Annotated in this window: 15 protein-coding genes; 3 read left to right on the forward strand and 12 right to left on the reverse strand. The window is 41.1% G+C overall.

Annotated elements, in window-relative coordinates; genetic code table 11:
* Positions 1-17: 17 nt before the first annotated feature.
* Positions 18-647: a 23S rRNA (uridine(2552)-2'-O)-methyltransferase RlmE gene (gene rlmE, locus SJ2017_RS16125; RefSeq protein ID WP_055023704.1), complete on the reverse strand. Its 630-nt coding sequence runs from the start codon at positions 645-647 to the stop codon at positions 18-20.
* A gap of 90 nt (positions 648-737) precedes the next feature.
* On the opposite strand from rlmE, the gene yhbY reads away from it, so the two are divergent.
* Positions 738-1,037: a ribosome assembly RNA-binding protein YhbY gene (yhbY, locus tag SJ2017_RS16130; RefSeq protein WP_055023703.1), complete on the forward strand. Its 300-nt coding sequence runs from the start codon at positions 738-740 to the stop codon at positions 1,035-1,037.
* A gap of 152 nt (positions 1,038-1,189) precedes the next feature.
* Here yhbY and greA read toward each other — a convergent pair whose 3' ends face one another.
* The 8 genes from greA to dnaK all read right to left on the reverse strand — a co-directional run bounded on the left by greA (position 1,190) and on the right by dnaK (position 12,254).
* The gene (greA, locus tag SJ2017_RS16135) at positions 1,190-1,666 is read right to left on the reverse strand and encodes a transcription elongation factor GreA (protein ID WP_055023702.1); all 477 of its coding nucleotides are present in this window, start codon (positions 1,664-1,666) and stop codon (positions 1,190-1,192) included.
* 266 nt (positions 1,667-1,932) lie between these two features.
* Positions 1,933-5,157 carry a carbamoyl-phosphate synthase large subunit gene (gene carB / locus SJ2017_RS16140; protein ID WP_080916410.1) on the reverse strand — a complete coding sequence of 1,075 codons (3,225 nt, stop codon included), beginning with the start codon at positions 5,155-5,157 and terminating at the stop codon, positions 1,933-1,935.
* A gap of 27 nt (positions 5,158-5,184) precedes the next feature.
* Positions 5,185-6,342 (reverse strand): glutamine-hydrolyzing carbamoyl-phosphate synthase small subunit, encoded by a 1,158-nt coding sequence (gene carA / locus SJ2017_RS16145; protein ID WP_119968453.1) that lies wholly within the window; start codon positions 6,340-6,342, stop codon positions 5,185-5,187.
* A gap of 181 nt (positions 6,343-6,523) precedes the next feature.
* Positions 6,524-7,336 carry a 4-hydroxy-tetrahydrodipicolinate reductase gene (gene dapB, locus SJ2017_RS16150; protein ID WP_055023699.1) on the reverse strand — a complete coding sequence of 271 codons (813 nt, stop codon included), beginning with the start codon at positions 7,334-7,336 and terminating at the stop codon, positions 6,524-6,526.
* Between the two features lie 52 nt (positions 7,337-7,388).
* Entirely contained in the window at positions 7,389-8,003 is a 615-nt protein-coding gene (locus SJ2017_RS16155; RefSeq protein ID WP_080916411.1) for a BamJ family beta-barrel-assembly machinery protein, read from the reverse strand.
* Between the two features lie 107 nt (positions 8,004-8,110).
* The gene (locus SJ2017_RS16160; protein ID WP_080916413.1) at positions 8,111-8,902 is read right to left on the reverse strand and encodes a M48 family metallopeptidase; all 792 of its coding nucleotides are present in this window, start codon (positions 8,900-8,902) and stop codon (positions 8,111-8,113) included.
* A 214-nt stretch (positions 8,903-9,116) separates the two neighbouring features.
* Positions 9,117-10,247: a molecular chaperone DnaJ gene (gene dnaJ / locus SJ2017_RS16165; RefSeq protein WP_055023696.1), complete on the reverse strand. Its 1,131-nt coding sequence runs from the start codon at positions 10,245-10,247 to the stop codon at positions 9,117-9,119.
* Between the two features lie 87 nt (positions 10,248-10,334).
* Complete coding sequence (dnaK, locus tag SJ2017_RS16170) at positions 10,335-12,254, reverse strand: molecular chaperone DnaK (protein WP_080916415.1); 1,920 nt, start codon at positions 12,252-12,254, stop codon at positions 10,335-10,337.
* A gap of 272 nt (positions 12,255-12,526) precedes the next feature.
* Between dnaK and SJ2017_RS16175 the strand changes: the two genes are divergently transcribed.
* The gene (locus SJ2017_RS16175) at positions 12,527-13,426 is read left to right on the forward strand and encodes a DMT family transporter (protein ID WP_080916417.1); all 900 of its coding nucleotides are present in this window, start codon (positions 12,527-12,529) and stop codon (positions 13,424-13,426) included.
* A gap of 133 nt (positions 13,427-13,559) precedes the next feature.
* Entirely contained in the window at positions 13,560-13,889 is a 330-nt protein-coding gene (locus tag SJ2017_RS16180) for a hypothetical protein (RefSeq protein ID WP_225442089.1), read from the forward strand.
* A gap of 104 nt (positions 13,890-13,993) precedes the next feature.
* Here the strand turns inward: SJ2017_RS16180 and SJ2017_RS16185 are convergent, their stop codons facing one another.
* From SJ2017_RS16185 to SJ2017_RS16195, 3 genes are all read right to left on the reverse strand, one after another.
* Complete coding sequence (locus SJ2017_RS16185) at positions 13,994-15,262, reverse strand: glutamate-5-semialdehyde dehydrogenase (RefSeq protein ID WP_080917503.1); 1,269 nt, start codon at positions 15,260-15,262, stop codon at positions 13,994-13,996.
* A gap of 16 nt (positions 15,263-15,278) precedes the next feature.
* A complete protein-coding gene (proB, locus tag SJ2017_RS16190; protein ID WP_080916418.1) occupies positions 15,279-16,388 on the reverse strand; it encodes a glutamate 5-kinase in 1,110 nt (369 codons plus the stop codon).
* 214 nt (positions 16,389-16,602) lie between these two features.
* Entirely contained in the window at positions 16,603-17,892 is a 1,290-nt protein-coding gene (locus SJ2017_RS16195) for an NCS2 family permease (RefSeq protein ID WP_080916420.1), read from the reverse strand.
* Positions 17,893-18,625 lie beyond the last annotated feature (733 nt).

Genomic DNA, 18,625 nt, shown 5'->3' on the forward strand with positions numbered 1-18,625 from the left:
AATTAATCGTTAGACTACTATAACTTGTAACCAGTCGCCACTATATACACTTCACGTGAACGTGGTCGCGATGAATCTGGTTTTCGTGTTTTAACTGTAGTGAAAGCTTGTCGAACTGCTTTCATATATTCATCAAAGCCCTCCCCCTGAAAGACTTTAACTGCAAAACTACCATTAGATGCCAATACTTGATGACACATATCTAATGCTAATTCAACAAGATACATCGCCCTAGGTTGGTCCACACCGTCTGAACCACTCATATTAGGCGCCATATCAGAAAGCACTACATCCACTTTATCCTCACCAACACGGTCAAGTAAAGCATCAAGTACTTTCTCTTCACGGAAATCACCTTGTAAAAAGTCAACTCCCACAATTGGATCCATTGGTAAAATATCACAAGCAACAAGCTTGCCTTTTTCTCCAACCAATTTAACAGCAATCTGTGACCAGCCACCAGGCGCTGCACCTAAATCAACCACTGTCATGCCTGGTTTAATCAATTTATCTTTCTGTTGGATTTCTTCCAACTTGAATGCAGCTCGAGAGCGTAAGCCTCGCTTTTGTGACAGTTTAACGTAATGATCGTCAAAATGTTCTTGCATCCATCGGCTTGAACTTGCCGAACGTTTTTTCGTTGCCATTTAAATTCCGTAACGATTTGGAGTTACATAAAGCTTATATAAGGGTAGAATAGCCGTTTTTCAACAGTAACATTCAAAAAGTTGGTACAAATGAACTTAACAACCAAACAAAAACAGCATTTAAAAGGCTTAGCGCATAATCTTAAGCCAGTGGTGCTGCTGGGTGCTAATGGTTTGACCGAAGGTGTGCTGGCTGAAATTGATAGTGCACTCACTCATCATGAACTAATAAAAGTGAAAGTAGGCTCTTCTGATAGAGAGCTTAAAAATGCTGTCGTTGACGCGATTATTCGCGAAACTCAATCAACCAAAATACAGCTTATCGGACACACCTTAGTTATTTTCCGTCAGTCTGCTGAAATGAAAGTTGCCATTCCAAAAGCAAAGTAATTTCGTCAAACAACTCGGTTTAAATGTTCATATTGCCTCAATACGATTCAAATGTTCATTTTGACCTAAAAAAACCACTGTTAATCAGTGGTTTTTTTATTACTATAAAATATCAATCTTAAGTCGTAATTAATATTGATATTAATTCTGGCTTAGATGTACTCAACAGCCGTAATTTCATATTCTGCTGTGCCACCTGGCGTTGTAATAGCCACTTCATCATCGACACTTTTACCAATCAGTCCACGGGCAATTGGCGAATTTACTGAAATTAAATTCTCTTTAATATTCGCTTCATCATCACCTACAATACGGTAGGTTGACTCTGCATCAGTATCAATATTTAAAATGGTAACTGTTGTACCAAAAATAACACGACCAGTATTTTGCATCGTGGTCACATCGATGATTTGGGCATTTGATAGCTTGCCTTCAATATCACGAATACGAGCTTCACAAATCCCCTGCTCTTCACGAGCTGCATGGTATTCAGCATTTTCTTTTAAATCACCCAATTCACGTGCTTCTGCAATAGCAGAAGTGATCTGTGGGCGGCGTTCAAATTTTAATTCGTCTAATTCTTTACGTAGCTGCTCAGCTCCGATAATCGTCATAGGGACGGTATTCATAATGTCTTATGTCTCCTTTAAAAACAAAAGCACCCCGTGCTGGTACAAAACCAACACAGTTAAATCTCGATTAATTCGCATAGCGCACGATCTTTATAACAATAAGTCTAAATGATGCGGTGTCTTGCGTTGAGGATGCATCTAATGATGATGCCTTAAGCTTACATAAACTTGAGATTACTTACTACTGACTGTCAAAAAATAGTAATAAAAAAGACTGCACGAATGCAGCCTTTTTAATCAAATCATCAATAAATTAAATAAAATTAATTTTTAGCGATTCGCTCATGTAATTCTTGTACCGAATTCACATTATTTCTGTCATCTGCTGAATGTGCTAAACAAGTAGCAAAAGCAGCATTAAGCGTTGTCGTGTAATTCACTTTGTAGCGAAGTGCACCACGTCTAATTTGACGAGAATCCTCAATTGCTTGACGACCTTCAGTCGTGTTAACAATGTAGGTGTACTCATCATTCTTAATACGGTCAAGAATATGAGGACGTCCTTCATGTACCTTGTTAACTAAGCGAGGGTTAATTCCTGCTTCGCCAAGAATCACGGCAGTACCGTGTGTGGCATCGATTTGGTAGCCAAGTTCAATTAACTTAGCAGCAAGCTCGGCAACACGCTCTTTATCACTGTTACGTACAGATAATAATGCTCGACCTGATTTTGGTACTTCAGCTGTCGCACCTAGTTGTGCTTTTGCATACGCTTCAGCAAAAGTTTCACCTACACCCATAACTTCACCCGTTGAGCGCATCTCAGGGCCAAGCATTGGGTCTACACCAGGGAACTTGTTGAACGGTAATACCACTTCTTTTACAGAGAAGTACGGTGGAATCACTTCTTTAGTAAAGTTTTGCTCAGCTAAAGATTGACCAGCCATCACACGTGCTGCGATTTTCGCTAATGGTACACCCGTTGCCTTAGAGACAAATGGAACTGTACGAGCAGCGCGAGGGTTAACCTCAATCATGTAGATCTCATCGTCTTTAACAGCAAATTGCACGTTCATCAAACCAATAACGCCTAGCTCCATTGCTAATTTAGCAACTTGCTCACGCATACGGTTCTGAACATCTTCACTTAAACTGTAAGGAGGTAAAGAACAACCTGAGTCACCTGAGTGAACACCCGCTTGCTCAATGTGCTCCATGATAGAGCCCACGACAACAATCTCGCCATCACATACCGCATCGATATCAATCTCGATTGCATTATCAAGGAATCTATCTAGCAATACTGGAGATGAGTTAGATACGCTCACTGCTTCATTGAAATAGCGACGTAAGTCTTGCTCGTCATACACGATTTCCATTGCGCGGCCACCAAGTACATAAGATGGACGAACAACTAATGGGTAACCGATACGCTCAGCAGAAATAACCGCACCTTCAACTGTTGTTACAGTGTCATTTTCAGGTTGCTTCATTTCTAAGCGTTGAATTGCTTGCTGGAAACGCTCTCTATCTTCAGCACGGTCGATTGCATCAGGACTTGTACCAATAATCGGTACCCCTGCCGCTTCAAGAGCACGTGCTAATTTTAGAGGTGTTTGACCACCATATTGAACGATAACGCCTTTTGGCTTTTCAATGCGAACAATTTCAAGCACATCTTCAAAGGTTACTGGCTCAAAGTATAAGCGGTCTGACGTGTCATAATCCGTAGAAACCGTTTCTGGGTTACAGTTAACCATAATAGTTTCGTAACCATCGTCACGTAAGGCTAACGCTGCGTGAACACAACAGTAATCAAACTCAATGCCTTGACCAATACGGTTAGGGCCGCCACCAAGAATCATGATTTTATCGCGATTTGATGGCGCAGCTTCACATTCTTCTTCGTATGTTGAGTACATGTAAGCAGTGTCTGTTGCAAATTCTGCAGCACAGGTATCAACACGCTTATATACAGGGTGCATATCAAAGCGGTCACGAATCTTACGCACTTCTGTTTCGCTAACACCTAAGATTTGCGCTAGGCGAGCATCAGAGAAACCTTTACGTTTTAGTTTCAGTAAGAATGCTTGATCAAGACCTGACATGCCCACTTCAGCAACTTTCGCTTCTTGCGCAATTAAGTCTTCAATCTGAACTAAGAACCAGTGATCAACATTCGTTAGCTTGAACACTTCATCACGACTTAAACCTACACGGAATGCATCCGCAATATACCAAATACGGTCAGCACCTGGTTCTTTAAGCTCATGACGGATTTGCTGCATGCTTTCAGGTAACGCAATATCAACAATTGGGTCAAAGCCTGTACGACTAACTTCTAGACCACGCAGTGCTTTTTGCAAAGACTCTTGGAATGTACGGCCAATAGCCATCACTTCACCAACAGACTTCATTTGCGTTGTAAGACGGTCATTCGCACCAGCAAATTTTTCAAAGTTAAAGCGAGGAACTTTAGTTACAACATAATCGATAGCAGGTTCAAATGATGCAGGAGTTCGACCACCTGTAATATCATTCATCAACTCATCTAAAGTGAAGCCTACTGCTAATTTAGCGGCCACTTTCGCAATTGGGAAACCCGTTGCTTTAGATGCTAATGCAGAAGAGCGAGAAACGCGTGGGTTCATTTCGATGATAACCATACGACCAGTATTTGGACAAATACCAAACTGAACGTTAGAACCACCTGTTTCTACACCAATTTCGCGCAGTACTGCTAAAGAAGCATTACGCATTAACTGGTATTCTTTATCAGTCAGAGTTTGTGCTGGAGCAACGGTAATTGAGTCACCAGTATGCACACCCATCGCGTCGAAGTTTTCAATAGAACACACGATAATACAGTTATCGTTGCGGTCACGAACCACTTCCATTTCGTATTCTTTCCAGCCGATTAATGATTCATCGATCAATAATTCACTGGTAGGAGAAAGCTCAAGACCTTGCGAACAAATGTCTTCAAACTCTTCTTTGTTATAAGCGATACCACCGCCACTGCCACCCATAGTGAATGAAGGACGGATAATACAAGGGAAGCCAACTTGGTCTAAAACGCCATAAGCTTCTTCCATTGTATGTGCAATACCGGCACGTGGACATTCAAGTCCAATTGCTTTCATTGCGGTGTCAAAACGACTACGGTCTTCAGCTTTATCAATTGCATCCGCTGTCGCACCAATCATCTCGACATTAAACTCTTTTAGCACACCCTCAGCTTCAAGCTGAAGTGCACAGTTAAGCGCAGTCTGACCACCCATAGTAGGTAAAATCGCATCAGGCTTTTCTTTAGCGATAATATTACGTACCACTTCCCAATGAATAGGCTCGATATATGTTGCATCGGCCATCTCAGGGTCGGTCATGATGGTTGCAGGGTTTGAGTTAACTAGAATAACTCGATAGCCTTCTTCACGCAGCGCTTTACACGCTTGCGCACCCGAATAGTCAAATTCACACGCTTGGCCAATGACGATTGGACCTGCGCCTAGGATTAGAATGCTTTTAATATCAGTACGTTTTGGCATTGCTTCTATCTTCTCCGAGTGACCTAACTATTTAGTGTTTTGACGAAATTGCTCAATCAATTCAATGAAATGATCAAACAAAGGTGATGCATCCGTCGGTCCAGGGCTCGCTTCTGGATGCCCTTGGAAACTAAACGCAGGTTTATCAGTCAGGTGAATACCTTGTAATGACCCATCAAATAATGACTTATGTGTCACTTTAATATTCGCTGGTAACGTCGCTTCATCAGCAGCAAAACCATGGTTTTGGCTGGTGATCATCACATTACCTTTTTCGATATTGCTGACAGGATGGTTGGCACCATGATGACCAAACTTCATTTTTAATGTTTTAGCCCCAGATGCTAGTGCAAGTAACTGGTGACCTAAACAAATACCAAACACTGGAATGTCAGTCTTTAGAATTTCTTGAATGGCTGTAATCGCATAATCGCATGGCTCTGGGTCACCTGGACCGTTTGACAGGAATATACCATCTGGATTCATTGCTAATACTTCTGCAGCAGAAGTTTGAGCAGGTACCACAGTCACATCACAACCACGGTCAACTAACATACGTAAAATGTTACGCTTAATACCGTAATCGAAAGCAACAACTTTATATTTAAGTTCTGATGCTGGTGTCTCATCAGGTAAACCGCCAACTAAACGCCAGCTAGCTTTACGCCATTGATAAGTAGACTCAGTCGTCACTTCTTTGGCTAAGTCCATGCCTTTTAAACCAGGGAATGCCTTTGCTGCAGCTAATGCTTTAGCTTCATCGATATCGCCAACCATAATACAACCGGCTTGCGCACCCTTTTCACGTAAAATACGGGTTAATTTACGGGTATCGATATCCGCGATGCCGACAACATTATTTGATTTTAAGTAATCACTTAATGATTGTTGGTTACGGAAGTTGCTGGCTAATAGAGGTAAATCTCGGATGATAAGACCACAAGCATGAACTGAATCAGATTCAGTATCTTCATCATTTGTGCCGGTATTACCAATATGAGGGTAAGTTAAAGTTACGATCTGGCGAGAATATGACGGATCCGTTAGAATCTCTTGATAGCCTGTCATTGAAGTATTGAATACTACTTCACCAACAGTGAGTCCATCGGCACCAATTGCTGTGCCAGAGAAAACGGTTCCATCTTCGAGTACGAGTAAGGCAGACTGTGTCAACGCGACCTCCAAAAAATAAGAGCCAAGCCACTGAAATTATTTGTATTTAATTTTTACAAATCCACCAATTTACAAAATTTTGGCAAATTCCAGCGATTTTATATGAATTAAGTTAAAGCGTCTATGCTTAGTTATTTTATTTTGGGAAAAATAATTTCCAAAAAAAAACCACCAACGGTGGTTTTTTTAAATATTAATTGAGACCTAATACTTGCTGCATGTCATACAAGCCTGAATCCTGATCGGATAACCAATAGGCTGCACGCATTGCACCATTAGCAAATGTCATTCGACTGGTCGCTTTATGGGTTATTTCTACTCGTTCACCAATATCAGCAAACATCACTGTGTGGTCACCAACGATATCGCCGGCACGAATAGTAGAAAAGCCAATCGTATTCCTATCACGCTCTCCGGTCATACCTTCACGACCATAAACAGCACATTCTTCAAGATCACGACCTAGAGTGTCGGCTATTACCTCACCCATTTTTAATGCCGTACCTGAAGGAGCATCTTTTTTAAATCGATGATGACCTTCGGTTATCTCGATATCAGTGTAATCACCCATCACTTTAGCGGTTAACTCTAATAATTTTAGGGTTAAATTCACACCAACAGACATATTAGGGGCAAAAACAACAGGAGTTTGCTCGGCAAAGGCGTTAATCATTTCTTTTTGAGCATGATTAAAACCTGTTGTGCCAATCACAATCGCTTTATTATTCTTTGAACACCATTCAAGGTGAACAAGAGACGATTCTGGCGAGGTAAAATCAATTAATACATCAAAGTGTTCTGATGCAATGTCTAATGAATCTGTAATCGCGACATTCATAGTACCAACGCCAGCGAGTTCACCAGCATCTACACCTATAAGTGTAGAGCCTTTACGCTCAACTGCGGCACCTAAATAAATCATTTCATGTTGCTTAGCAGCTTCAATCAATGTGCGACCCATACGGCCACTGGCACCAACAACAGCGACTCTTACTTTTGCAGTCATGTCTTTCTCCCAGTGATACAAAAACGCCTAAGATTAACTTAGGCGTTTATCATTAAACGATTGCTAATAATTCAACTTCGAATACCAACGCCGAGAATGGCGGGATTGAAGCACCAGCACCACGTTCGCCGTAAGCTAAGTGTTGTGGAACGAATAATTTAAGCTTAGTACCAACTGGCATTAGTTGTAATGCTTCAGTCCAACCTGCGATAACACCAGGCACTGGGAATTCAGCTGGCTCACCACGAGTCACAGAGCTATCGAAAACGTCACCGTTGATGAAAGTACCGTGGTAATGTGCACGAATAGTAGAATCAAGTGTTGGCTTCTCACCTTCACCTTGTGTGATCACTTCGTACTGAAGACCTGAGTCAGTCACAGTAACTTCGTCACGTTTAGCATTTTCAGCTAGGAAGTTTTCGCCTTCTGCAGAAGCAGCTTCAGCAGCTTCTTCTTGAGCAGCTTGTAAACGACGGCTGATTTCAGTGAAAGCCACTTGTAAGTCTTCCATTGCAACAGCGCTTTCTTTACCTTCAAACGCATCCGCTAGACCAGCTTGTACAGCAGGGATATCGATACCTTCGAAAGAGTTAGCTGCAAGTTGCTCACCCATTTGACGACCTACACCATAACTTGCTTGCTGTTCCATTGTGTTGAACTCTGACATAACTTATTTACTCTCAATTCATCAGTTAAAATTTGCGGGGCAGTTTAGCACACTTTACCACCTGATGTAGGCTAATCTGCGGTGATATTGACTATTTTTCATAAGCCTTATTTACATTGGGGCAATGACTGTTTTTTTGCAGCCAGATATAACGGGGATACTTTGTCTTGAAGTGCTTGTAAATCAGCTATTCGTGTAGAGTGTGACGGGTGAGTTGAAAACAATTCAGGCCCTTGTTCACCACCCGCTTTGGCCATGTTTTGCCATAAAGTGACACTCATTGCTGGATTAAAACCCGCTTTAGCCATTAACTCTAAGCCCAGCTCATCAGCTTCACTTTCTTGATCTCGTCCAAACGGTAATAAAATGCCAACTTGTGCCCCTAAACCCAGTCCCGCCATATACAAATCTTTATTCGCGACACCACCAGCACCTAAAGCAACGTCAGCAAGTTGAATACCCGTGTTCGTCATCTGTGAGCGAGAAACTTGCTCATTGCCGTGTCGAGCAAGAACATGGGCAACTTCGTGACCAACGACAGTTGCTAACTGATCTTGGTCCGCAGCGACCTCAAGTAACCCGGTATAAACACCAATGTATCCACCAGGTAAAGCGAAAGCATTTACCTGCTTTGAGTCAAAAAGTACCACTTCCCATTGCTGGGTTTGGTCAGGTAGTACCGCTGTTATTCTATTGGCAACGCAATTTACATATGCCGTTTTTTGCTTATCTTGACTAATTTTTTCAGATTTTTTCATGGCAACAAAAGATTGTTCACCCATCTGGCTCATTTTATTTTTATCAAATAACAACATTTGACTACGACCAGTGGGAGATTTATGGGTGGCACACGCTGACATCAACAGCGAAATAAATAACAGCGGCACTAACTTGTTCATTTTATATCCTTTAAAATAATTCTTATTGGTGAGATAACTCTGTATTTATATGCATTATTTTAAACCAAAGCGCGGTTTAAATGCACGGCTCTATTGCTGCCTCTTTTCATCTAAGTCAACAAAGAAAGGAAGCGCTGTTCGAAAATCAAAAAAAAACTGCTTACCGAAGTAAGCAGTTTTTTGATACTCAATGAGTGAGTTCAGTTAATCACAATTAGCTATTTAAATCGTGAAAGAACTTCTTAACACCATCAAAGAATCCTTCAGCCTTTGGGCTATGCTTCTTTGACTCGCCTGTTAAGGTCGATTCAAATTCGCGAAGTAATTCTTTTTGTTTCTCATTTAAGTTAACAGGCGTTTCCATTACCACCTTACACAGCAAATCGCCAACGGCATGACTGCGTACAGACTTAACCCCTTTACCACGCATACGGAACATACGGCCCGTTTGAGTTTCTGTAGGGATCTTAAGGTTCACTTTGCCATCTAAGGTCGGAACTTCGATTTCGCCACCTAATGCAGCTTTGCTGAATGAGATTGGCACTTCACAATAAAGGTTATTACCATCTCGAGTGAAGATTGCATGGTCACGTACACTAACCTGAACATATAAATCTCCAGGAGGTGCACCAAACTCACCCGCTTCACCTTCACCAGATAAACGAATACGGTCACCAGTATCAACACCAGCAGGGATCTTAACTGATAAGGTTTTGCTCTTTTCAACACGACCTTCACCATGACATTTCTTACATGGGTCTTTAATGATCTTACCGCGACCATGACAAGTTGGACAGGCTTGCTGAACAGCAAAGAAACCTTGACGCATTTGTACTTGGCCTTGGCCATGACACGTGCCACAAGTCGTTGCTGAAGAACCTTTATTAGCACCGCTACCGTCACAGCTATCACAAGATGCTAACGTAGGAATGCGTAATTCTTTTGTAAGGCCACGAACGGCTTCTTCAAGCGAAAGTTCAAGGTTGTAACGTAAGTCACTGCCTCGAGCTGCTTGACGCTGACCACCGCCACGACGTCCGCCGCCAAAGATATCGCCAAACACATCACCGAAGATATCACCGAAATCGCCTGCACCACCATGGCCGCCGCCACGGTTAGGATCTACACCAGCATGACCAAATTGATCATAAGCCGCTTTTTTATTGGCATCGGTGAGAATTTCGTAAGCTTCTTTTACTTCTTTAAAGCTTGCTTCAGCTTCTTGATCGCCAGGGTTACGGTCTGGATGAAACTTCATCGCCAAACGTTTATAGGCTTTTTTGATTTCTCGTTCACTGGCATCACGACCGATACCAAGAACTTCGTAATAATCTCGCTTTGACATAATCTCAGTTTTCTCAAGCAGGTATTGTACGAACGGGCGTTAGAGATTTCTCCCAACGCCCGCCTGAAAGTTAACTAAAAATTTAGCTTACTTTTTGTCGTCTTTTACTTCTTCAAACTCAGCATCAACAACGTCATCTTCAGGCTTAGCTTCTTGAGCATCTTGTGCAGGCGCTTCACCTTGTTGTGCTTGTGCATTTGCTTGAGCAATTTCCATTAACTTAGCAGATGCTTCCATTAATGCTTGTGTCGCTTTATCAATTGCTTCTTTGTCGTTACCTTTAGTTGCGGTATCAACTTCAGCCATTGCAGCTTCAATTTTCTCTTTGTCTTCGCTTGGTAATGCGTCACCCGCTTCTTCGATTTGCTTCTTCGTAGCGTGAACCATACCATCAGCTTGGTTACGTGCTTGAACTAGCTCTTCGAATTTAGCATCTTCATCAGCATGCGCTTCAGCATCACGAACCATTTGCTCTACTTCTTCATCAGATAAACCAGAGTTTGCCTTGATGGTGATGTTTTGCGCTTTGCCCGTTTTCTTATCCGTTGCAGACACGTTTAAGATACCATCGGCATCAATGTCGAATACAACTTCAATTTGTGGCTGACCACGTGGAGCTGGCTCAATACCTTCAAGGTTAAATTGACCTAAAGATTTGTTGTAGCTCGCTTGCTTACGCTCACCTTGCAATACGTGAATAGTCACAGCAGCTTGGTTGTCATCAGCAGTTGAGAACGTTTGCGATGCTTTTGTTGGGATAGTGGTGTTTTTCTCGATTAGACGAGTCATTACACTACCCATAGTTTCGATACCGAATGAAAGTGGTGTTACGTCAAGTAACAATACATCTTTCACATCACCAGAAAGAACACCTGCTTGAATTGCCGCACCTACTGCAACAGCTTCATCAGGGTTAACGTCTTTACGTGGCTCTTTACCGAAGAAATCAGTTACTGCAGCCTGTACTTTAGGCATACGTGTTTGACCACCAACTAAGATAACTTCATTGATGTCAGATACTGATAAGTCTGCATCTGCTAACGCAACTTTTAACGGCTCTAAAGAACGTTGAATTAGATCTTCAACTAAAGACTCTAATTTAGCGCGAGTCACTTTAACAACTAAATGCTTAGGACCTGTTGCATCAGCAGTGATGTATGGCAGGTTAACTTCAGTTTGAGTTGTGCTTGAAAGTTCAATCTTAGCTTTTTCAGCTGCTTCTTTAACACGTTGCATTGCTAATGGGTCATTACGTAAATCTAGACCTTGTTCTTTTTTGAACTCATCAGCTAAGTAGTTAATTAAACGGTTATCGAAATCTTCACCACCTAAGTGAGTGTCACCGTTAGTAGCAAGTACTTCGAACGTTTGGTCACCGTCGTTGCTATCGATTTCAATGATAGAGATATCGAAAGTACCACCACCTAAATCGTATACAGCAACAACGTTGTCGCCTTGTTTCTTATCGATACCGTAAGCAAGTGCAGCAGCAGTTGGTTCGTTGATGATACGTTTAACATCAAGACCAGCAATACGACCAGCATCTTTAGTTGCTTGACGTTGTGAATCGTTAAAGTATGCAGGAACAGTAATAACTGCTTCTGTTACTTCTTCACCTAAAAAGTCTTCTGCAGTCTTTTTCATCTTTTTCAAGATTTCAGCAGAAACTTGTGGTGGAGCCATTTTCTTACCGTGTGCTTCAACCCATGCATCACCATTGTCTGTACCAATGATTTTGAAAGGCATGACGTCTACGTCACGTTGAACTTCGTCATCTTTAAAACGACGACCGATTAAACGCTTAATCGCGAAGAAAGTGTTAGTTGGGTTGGTAACCGCTTGACGTTTAGCTGGTGAACCTACCAATGTTTCATCTTCAGTGTATGCGATGATAGAAGAAGTAGTACGTTCGCCTTCAGCATTCTCAATTACGCGAGCTTTGTCGCCATCAAGGACAGCTACACAAGAGTTTGTTGTGCCTAAGTCAATACCAATAATTTTGCCCATGAGGATCTCCGAAATATAAATTTTAGTGTTACTAATTTGCTTATGGTTGTTGATATGGGGTCAGGATTATTAATTTCAAGTCCTAATTTTTTAGCCTCTCATATCAGCCTTAATGCATATATTGGGACAGCGATCTGAATTACAAGGGGGAAGATCGAAATTTTTATTAAAAATATATTAAGGATCGATAAATAAACCGTGCACCACTTTTGCATATTGCATACAATCCTCACATTAACCGATAGCAACCTCATCATTTCACTGGAAAGGCCGTGTCAAATACTACTCTCGCATACCTATATGGCCTGCTGGCTGTGTTACTTTGGTCAACTGTCGCCACAGCATTCAAAATTGCATTAGGCTACTTCACCCCATTGCAACTTGTATTTGTTGCCGTGATGACATCAATACTTGCTCTTGGCATTATTGTCACCTTTCAAGGAAAACTCACTTTAATCTCAAAGCAATTGAAACGTCGTCCGTTATTTTATTTGTTTACGGGACTGTTAAACCCTTTTCTTTATTACTATGTGTTATTTGAAGCTTATGATCTTCTACCAGCGCAACAAGCGTTGTCACTCAACTATACTTGGGCAATTTTATTACCGATATTAGCTGTGCCTTTATTAGGTCATAAGCTCACTAAGATAGATTCTGTTGCGGCAATCATCGCTTATGCCGGAGTGTATGTTATTGCCACAGGCGGCAATATCCGTGAATTTAATTTCGAAAGCCCTACAGGAATAGCCTTTGTATTAAGTAGCACAGTGATTTGGTGCCTTTACTGGGTTATTAATACTAAAGATGATGGTGATGCAATCGTTAGCCTGTTGCTCAGTTTCTTAATTGGTTTGCCATTTGTCACTGTGGCAATGATGTTACACCAACCTATTGAATCCATCAGTTGGCAAGCTCTAGGGGCTGGCATGTATGTTGGTTTGTTCGAGATGGGGTTAACTTTCGTGTTGTGGCTAATGGCACTTAAAACAACACAGAAAACGGCCAACATTACCACCTTAGTTTTTTTAACGCCTGTATTATCTGTTGGCCTTATTGCTGTTATCTTAAAAGAGCACATAACCATTAGCACCTACATTGGCTTGTGTTTTATTTTGACGGGCTTAATGCTGCAAAAATTATTACCTCGATTACTAAAAACTAATAACCCGTAATAAAACAGCGATAAGCTCGATTAAGCTAACATTCAACTGGTACATCCTCTTATTGATAGTTGATTGCTTCATCATTACTTGCTACTAATATATTGTACAAATATTCAACTACATGGAGAACTGGGCAATGGGAATGCCACGTTGGAATTTAAGCGATACGATTGAGCGAAAAATAAGGCTTAGCAGTTTAGTGGTCACTGCATTAATCATATTCTACGAACTGTTAAATGGCGATATTTCGACACAATTTCCAGCGATGTACCTATGTGTTTTTGTATTCCCTGCGGTGTATTTTACAAATAAGACTCAAGACAAATACTTTCCATTGCTAAAAGAATATGTTCAAGCAACTCGCATCGTTGCCATCTTTATGACTTTAGCCAGCTTGTGCGTTTGGGGTTATGCCACTTATTTAAGGCTCTCTATCCCTCCTATGCCCAGCCATCTTATTTATAATATGTAGATCTAGCAGTTACTTTCTGCATTCAAGTCATTAGCTTTTCCACATTGCTAAAACAAAAAAGCACCGAAGTGCTTTTTGTATAAAAACGAAGTCGAAACCCCAACTCATTTTCTTGCTGTGTAATCGCCAGTTGCAAGCCATTTATAGGTCGTTAATGCATCCAACGCCATTGGTCCACGGGCATGTAACTTTTGTGTACTTACGGCAACTTCAGCTCCTAAGCCAAATTGAGAGCCATCGGTGAACCTAGTACTGGCATTGACATACACAGCAGCAGAATCAACTTCATTCAAAAAATGGGTCGTTGCATGAATATCATCAGATAAAATGGCTTCTGAGTGTCCGCTTGAATGCTTTCTAATATGCTCAATAGCATCATCAATATTACTGACGACTTTGACACCTAAGGTCAAGGATAACCACTCTGTAGAATAGCTCTCATCAGTTGCTGAATGTAGCTCAAAAGCAGGGCTATCAACTAAGGCTTTGGTTTTATCACAGGTATAAAAACTCACCCCTAATGCGGCCATTTCTTCAAATAATCTAGGTAAGTATTCTGCAGCAATCGCTTCATGAATCAACAAAGTATCTAGCGCATTACATACAGTAGGGCGTTGTACTTTAGCGTTAATGATCACTTCTGCACTGCGACTGAGATCGGCCATTTTATCCAGGTATAAATGACAAATACCAATCCCACCTAAAATGACAGGAATACTGGCTTTTTCAGCACATAAGCGCTGCAAAGTTTGACCACCACGAGGAATAATCATGTCTACATATTGATCTAATGTCAGTAAGCCAGTTACGAGTTCACGATCGGTTGAATTAATCAGCTGCACAGCATCTTCTGGCAAACCTTGAATTCGCAGGGCTTGGCGAATGACATCACTTAACACTTGGTTTGAGGTGAGCGTTTCTTTACCGCCACGCAAGATAACGGCATTACCCGTTTTAAGTGCTAATACTGCAATATCTACTGTCACATTGGGACGTGCTTCATAAATAACCCCAACGACACCTAAAGGCACTCTGCGTTGGGTAAGGCGTAAGCCATTATCTAACAATTGACTTGCCGACTCACTACCAACAGGATCTGCTAGATTAATGACATTATCAATATCCGCAATAATGCCTGCCAATCTTGGTTTATCAAGTAATAAACGATCAATCATCGCATCAGTTAGCCCATTCTGCTTAGCTGCTGCGACATCTTTAGCATTGGCAGATAATATCGCATCAGTATTCAATGTCAGTTGTTCGCTAATGCAATGTAGTAGTGCTGATTTTTGTTGGCTTGATAGATTAGCTAGTTGAAAACTTGCAGTTTTAGCTTGCTGACCTAATGTTTGCAAATATTGCTGATTCGACATTTTTTTGTCCTGTAAATTATTCATCTAGTAATACCATGTCATTACGATGTACAACGGCCACGCCATAGTTATAACCGAGTAAACTTTCTATCTCGTTTGAGTGTTTACCTGCGATTAAAGCTAAAGCACTTGCACAATATCGGCTCATCCCTTTTGCGAGTACCTTACCTTTTTCATCGACTAACATTATCGGCGCACCACGCTCAAATTTGCCTTCTACTTTTATAATGCCTTTTGATAATAAACTTCTACCGTTTTGTGTGACGGCAACTGATGCGCCAGAATCCAACACTAAGCGCCCTTCTGATGCTGGACCTGCTAAAATCCATTGTTTGCGACTTTCTAGCGGATTATCAATAGCACTAAAATGTGTTCCTACGGGTTCTTTATTGGCCACTTTTGTGATGACATTGAGATGATGCCCAGAAGCTATAACGACCTCAATGCCTGCACGTCTAGCAATGTCAGCCGCTTCGAGCTTTGTCGCCATTCCTCCCGTGCCCAACCCTGAAACAGCCCCGCCAGCGAGCGAGCGTAAATCAGCATCAATATTTTTTACCGACGAGATAAGCTTGGCATCAGGGTTGGTTCGAGGGTCAGCATCAAATAAACCCTTTTGATCCGTTAATAACACCAATAAATCTGCGTCACAAAGTAGTGCTGCGCGAGCGGATAAATTATCGTTATCGCCAACTTTAATTTCGTTAGTCGCAACCGCATCATTTTCATTAATGATTGGAATAATATTATTATCTAGCAAGGCGTTGAGCGTATCTCTAGCGTTAAGGTATCTCTCTCTATCTCGCAAGTCTGCACGAGTCAGTAATAACTGTCCGACATGCAGACCGTATATGCTGAACAATTCAGACCAAGCTAAAATCAGCTGGCTTTGCCCTACGGCTGCTAACAATTGCTTATTGGGCATCGTATCGGGAAGTACGGGGTATTGCAGATGTTCACGTCCGGCAGCTATTGCGCCTGAAGTACATAATACGACTTCAACGCCTGAGTGCATTAACAAAGCCATTTGTCTAGCCAATTCAACCATATGCGCTTTATCAAGGCTTCTGCTGCCTGATGTGAGCACACTGGTGCCTAACTTGATTACGATCCGCTGGTAACCCATTTGTACCTTATCCCAACAAAAATTGTTTAATGAAAGATTTTTATACCTAATAAATACAGAAAATAACAGCTATCCATTACTAGGGATAAATATATTCACTGTTAAATTTTAGATGACGCACAAAAAAGGGCTATGCATTGCATAACCCTTAATATAAACATAACAAAGCCATCGAATATTGCTTTACACGCGATAACGACTGCTACATACCATTTTAGCCATAAATGAATTTAGCTAAAAACAATAATGCGATGAATAAAATCCCTAAGTTAAGATCTTTAAAGCGGCCCGTTAATACCTTAATGACGGCATATGAGATAAAGCCAAAACCTATCGCATTAGCGATAGAAAACGTCAATGGCATTAGTAAGCACACTATCACCACTGGTGCTGCTTCTGTAAGATCTTCCCATTCCACATTGACTAAACCAGACATCATTAAAATGGCAACATAAAATAATGCACCACTAGTCGCATAAGCCGGAACCATCCCTGCTAACGGGGCAAAAAACAAAGAAAGAATAAACAAAAGACCAACGACAACCGCGGTTAAGCCGGTTCTTCCACCAGCGCTCACCCCAGCTGTACTTTCAATATAACTGGTTGTTGTTGATGTACCTAAAGTCGCACCAGCCACTGTCGCTAAACTGTCAGCACTTAATGCACGCTTGACTCTTGGAAGGCGGCCTTGCTCATCTAAAAAGCCACCACGCTGAGCAACTGCAACCAGCGTACCTGATGTATCAAATAAATCGACAAATAAGAACGCAAAAATCACCGAAATCATACTGATTTCCAGTACGCTAGACAGGTCCATTTTCATGAATGTCGGCGCAACTGAAGGCGGCATAGACACAATGCCGCCATAAGTGACATCACCAAAAATCAAACCAAGAATGGTAACAATGAAAATACTCAAAATAACCGATGCTTTAAGTCCACGCTGAACCATTGCAATAATGAGGAAAAAACCAAGTGCCGCCATCACAGCCGGAAACGACGTAATATCTCCCATGGTAACTAAGGTCGCTGGGCTCGCCACGACTATTCCCGCTGCTTTTAAGCCAATAAAAGCTAAAAAAAGACCAATACCTGCGGCAATACCAAGTCGTAAACTCATCGGAATACTATTAACAATCCACTCTCGAATTTTTACCAGCGACAATACTAAGAAACAGATACCAGACATGAACACAGCGCCGAGTGCTGTTTCCCAGCTGTAACCCATTTCCCCTACAACGGTGTAAGTGAAAAAGGCGTTTAATCCCATTCCAGGAGCTAAAGCAATAGGATAATTAGCGACCAACCCCATAATAAGACAACCAATTGCAGCGGCTAAACAAGTCGCAACAAAAACAGCACCTTGATCCATGCCTGCATCAGCTAACATCATTGGATTGACAAAAATAATGTAAGCCATTGTCAAAAAGGTCGTTATACCTGCGATAACTTCTTGTTTTAAACTAGATTGATTTTCTTTTAGCTTGAACAGTTTCTCTAACATGAAACGTAAATCCTTAAAAAAGGGAGTTAATAAGCGTGATTTAATTGGGCTAAAGGTCAAATAACGGACTGAAAGCACATCAAAATATGACACTTTAATGAACGCGATTATAGGTATTTATATGGCGTATAGCCATGTTCACACTATAAACACTCATATTTGTAAGAAAGACAATTTAATCGTTTGATTTGAAGTAAGACGTGTTAGGCAGGCAAAAAAAAAGCCTGCTCAAAGAGCAGGCTGACAAGTTAAAAAGTTTTCCAGTATGGGGAGAGGAAAACTGCATCACAATTAAGTGATAAAACTTCAATATAAATTAGCAATAGAGAACTAATTTATCGTTTGTCTAAATTCGTCTAAAAGACGACAGAAAAAAGGGTTGATACGGGTCAAACTTACAATCAAGGATGGGTTAGCCCTTGAAGGTCATGGCATATAAACCACCAGCTAAAGCATTAGAACTTAACCAAGTGTTTTGCCAATAAATATATTGATTGCCTGTATAAGACATAGTAAATACTCCAAATAAAGTTGTTTAAAACCTAGTCTTGCTGGGCTCGGTTCCTTGGAACTTACTTTTCTCAATCCGTTGAGACAACTTATCACTCGATTCCTTGGAGACTTTATCCATCCTGGATTAACTAGAATTGAAAAGCACCGTTGCTCTTCAACGAGAACAATAATACCAAAATGTAATTTAATTACAAGTATTATTTTATTTATTTAAAAAAAA

The organism is Shewanella japonica, assembly GCF_002075795.1.
Taxonomy (GTDB): Bacteria; Pseudomonadota; Gammaproteobacteria; order Enterobacterales; family Shewanellaceae; genus Shewanella; species Shewanella japonica.

Coding starts and splice junctions, on each gene's coding strand:
- rlmE (WP_055023704.1), bottom strand. CDS start 647: ATGGCAACGAAAAAACGTTCGGCAAGTTCAAGCCGATGGATGCAAGAA.
- yhbY (WP_055023703.1), top strand. CDS start 738: ATGAACTTAACAACCAAACAAAAACAGCATTTAAAAGGCTTAGCGCAT.
- greA (WP_055023702.1), bottom strand. CDS start 1,666: ATGAATACCGTCCCTATGACGATTATCGGAGCTGAGCAGCTACGTAAA.
- carB (WP_080916410.1), bottom strand. CDS start 5,157: ATGCCAAAACGTACTGATATTAAAAGCATTCTAATCCTAGGCGCAGGT.
- dapB (WP_055023699.1), bottom strand. CDS start 7,336: ATGACTGCAAAAGTAAGAGTCGCTGTTGTTGGTGCCAGTGGCCGTATG.
- SJ2017_RS16155 (WP_080916411.1), bottom strand. CDS start 8,003: ATGTCAGAGTTCAACACAATGGAACAGCAAGCAAGTTATGGTGTAGGT.
- SJ2017_RS16160 (WP_080916413.1), bottom strand. CDS start 8,902: ATGAACAAGTTAGTGCCGCTGTTATTTATTTCGCTGTTGATGTCAGCG.
- dnaJ (WP_055023696.1), bottom strand. CDS start 10,247: ATGTCAAAGCGAGATTATTACGAAGTTCTTGGTATCGGTCGTGATGCC.
- dnaK (WP_080916415.1), bottom strand. CDS start 12,254: ATGGGCAAAATTATTGGTATTGACTTAGGCACAACAAACTCTTGTGTA.
- SJ2017_RS16180 (WP_225442089.1), top strand. CDS start 13,560: ATGCCACGTTGGAATTTAAGCGATACGATTGAGCGAAAAATAAGGCTT.
- SJ2017_RS16185 (WP_080917503.1), bottom strand. CDS start 15,262: ATGTCGAATCAGCAATATTTGCAAACATTAGGTCAGCAAGCTAAAACT.
- proB (WP_080916418.1), bottom strand. CDS start 16,388: ATGGGTTACCAGCGGATCGTAATCAAGTTAGGCACCAGTGTGCTCACA.
- SJ2017_RS16195 (WP_080916420.1), bottom strand. CDS start 17,892: ATGTTAGAGAAACTGTTCAAGCTAAAAGAAAATCAATCTAGTTTAAAA.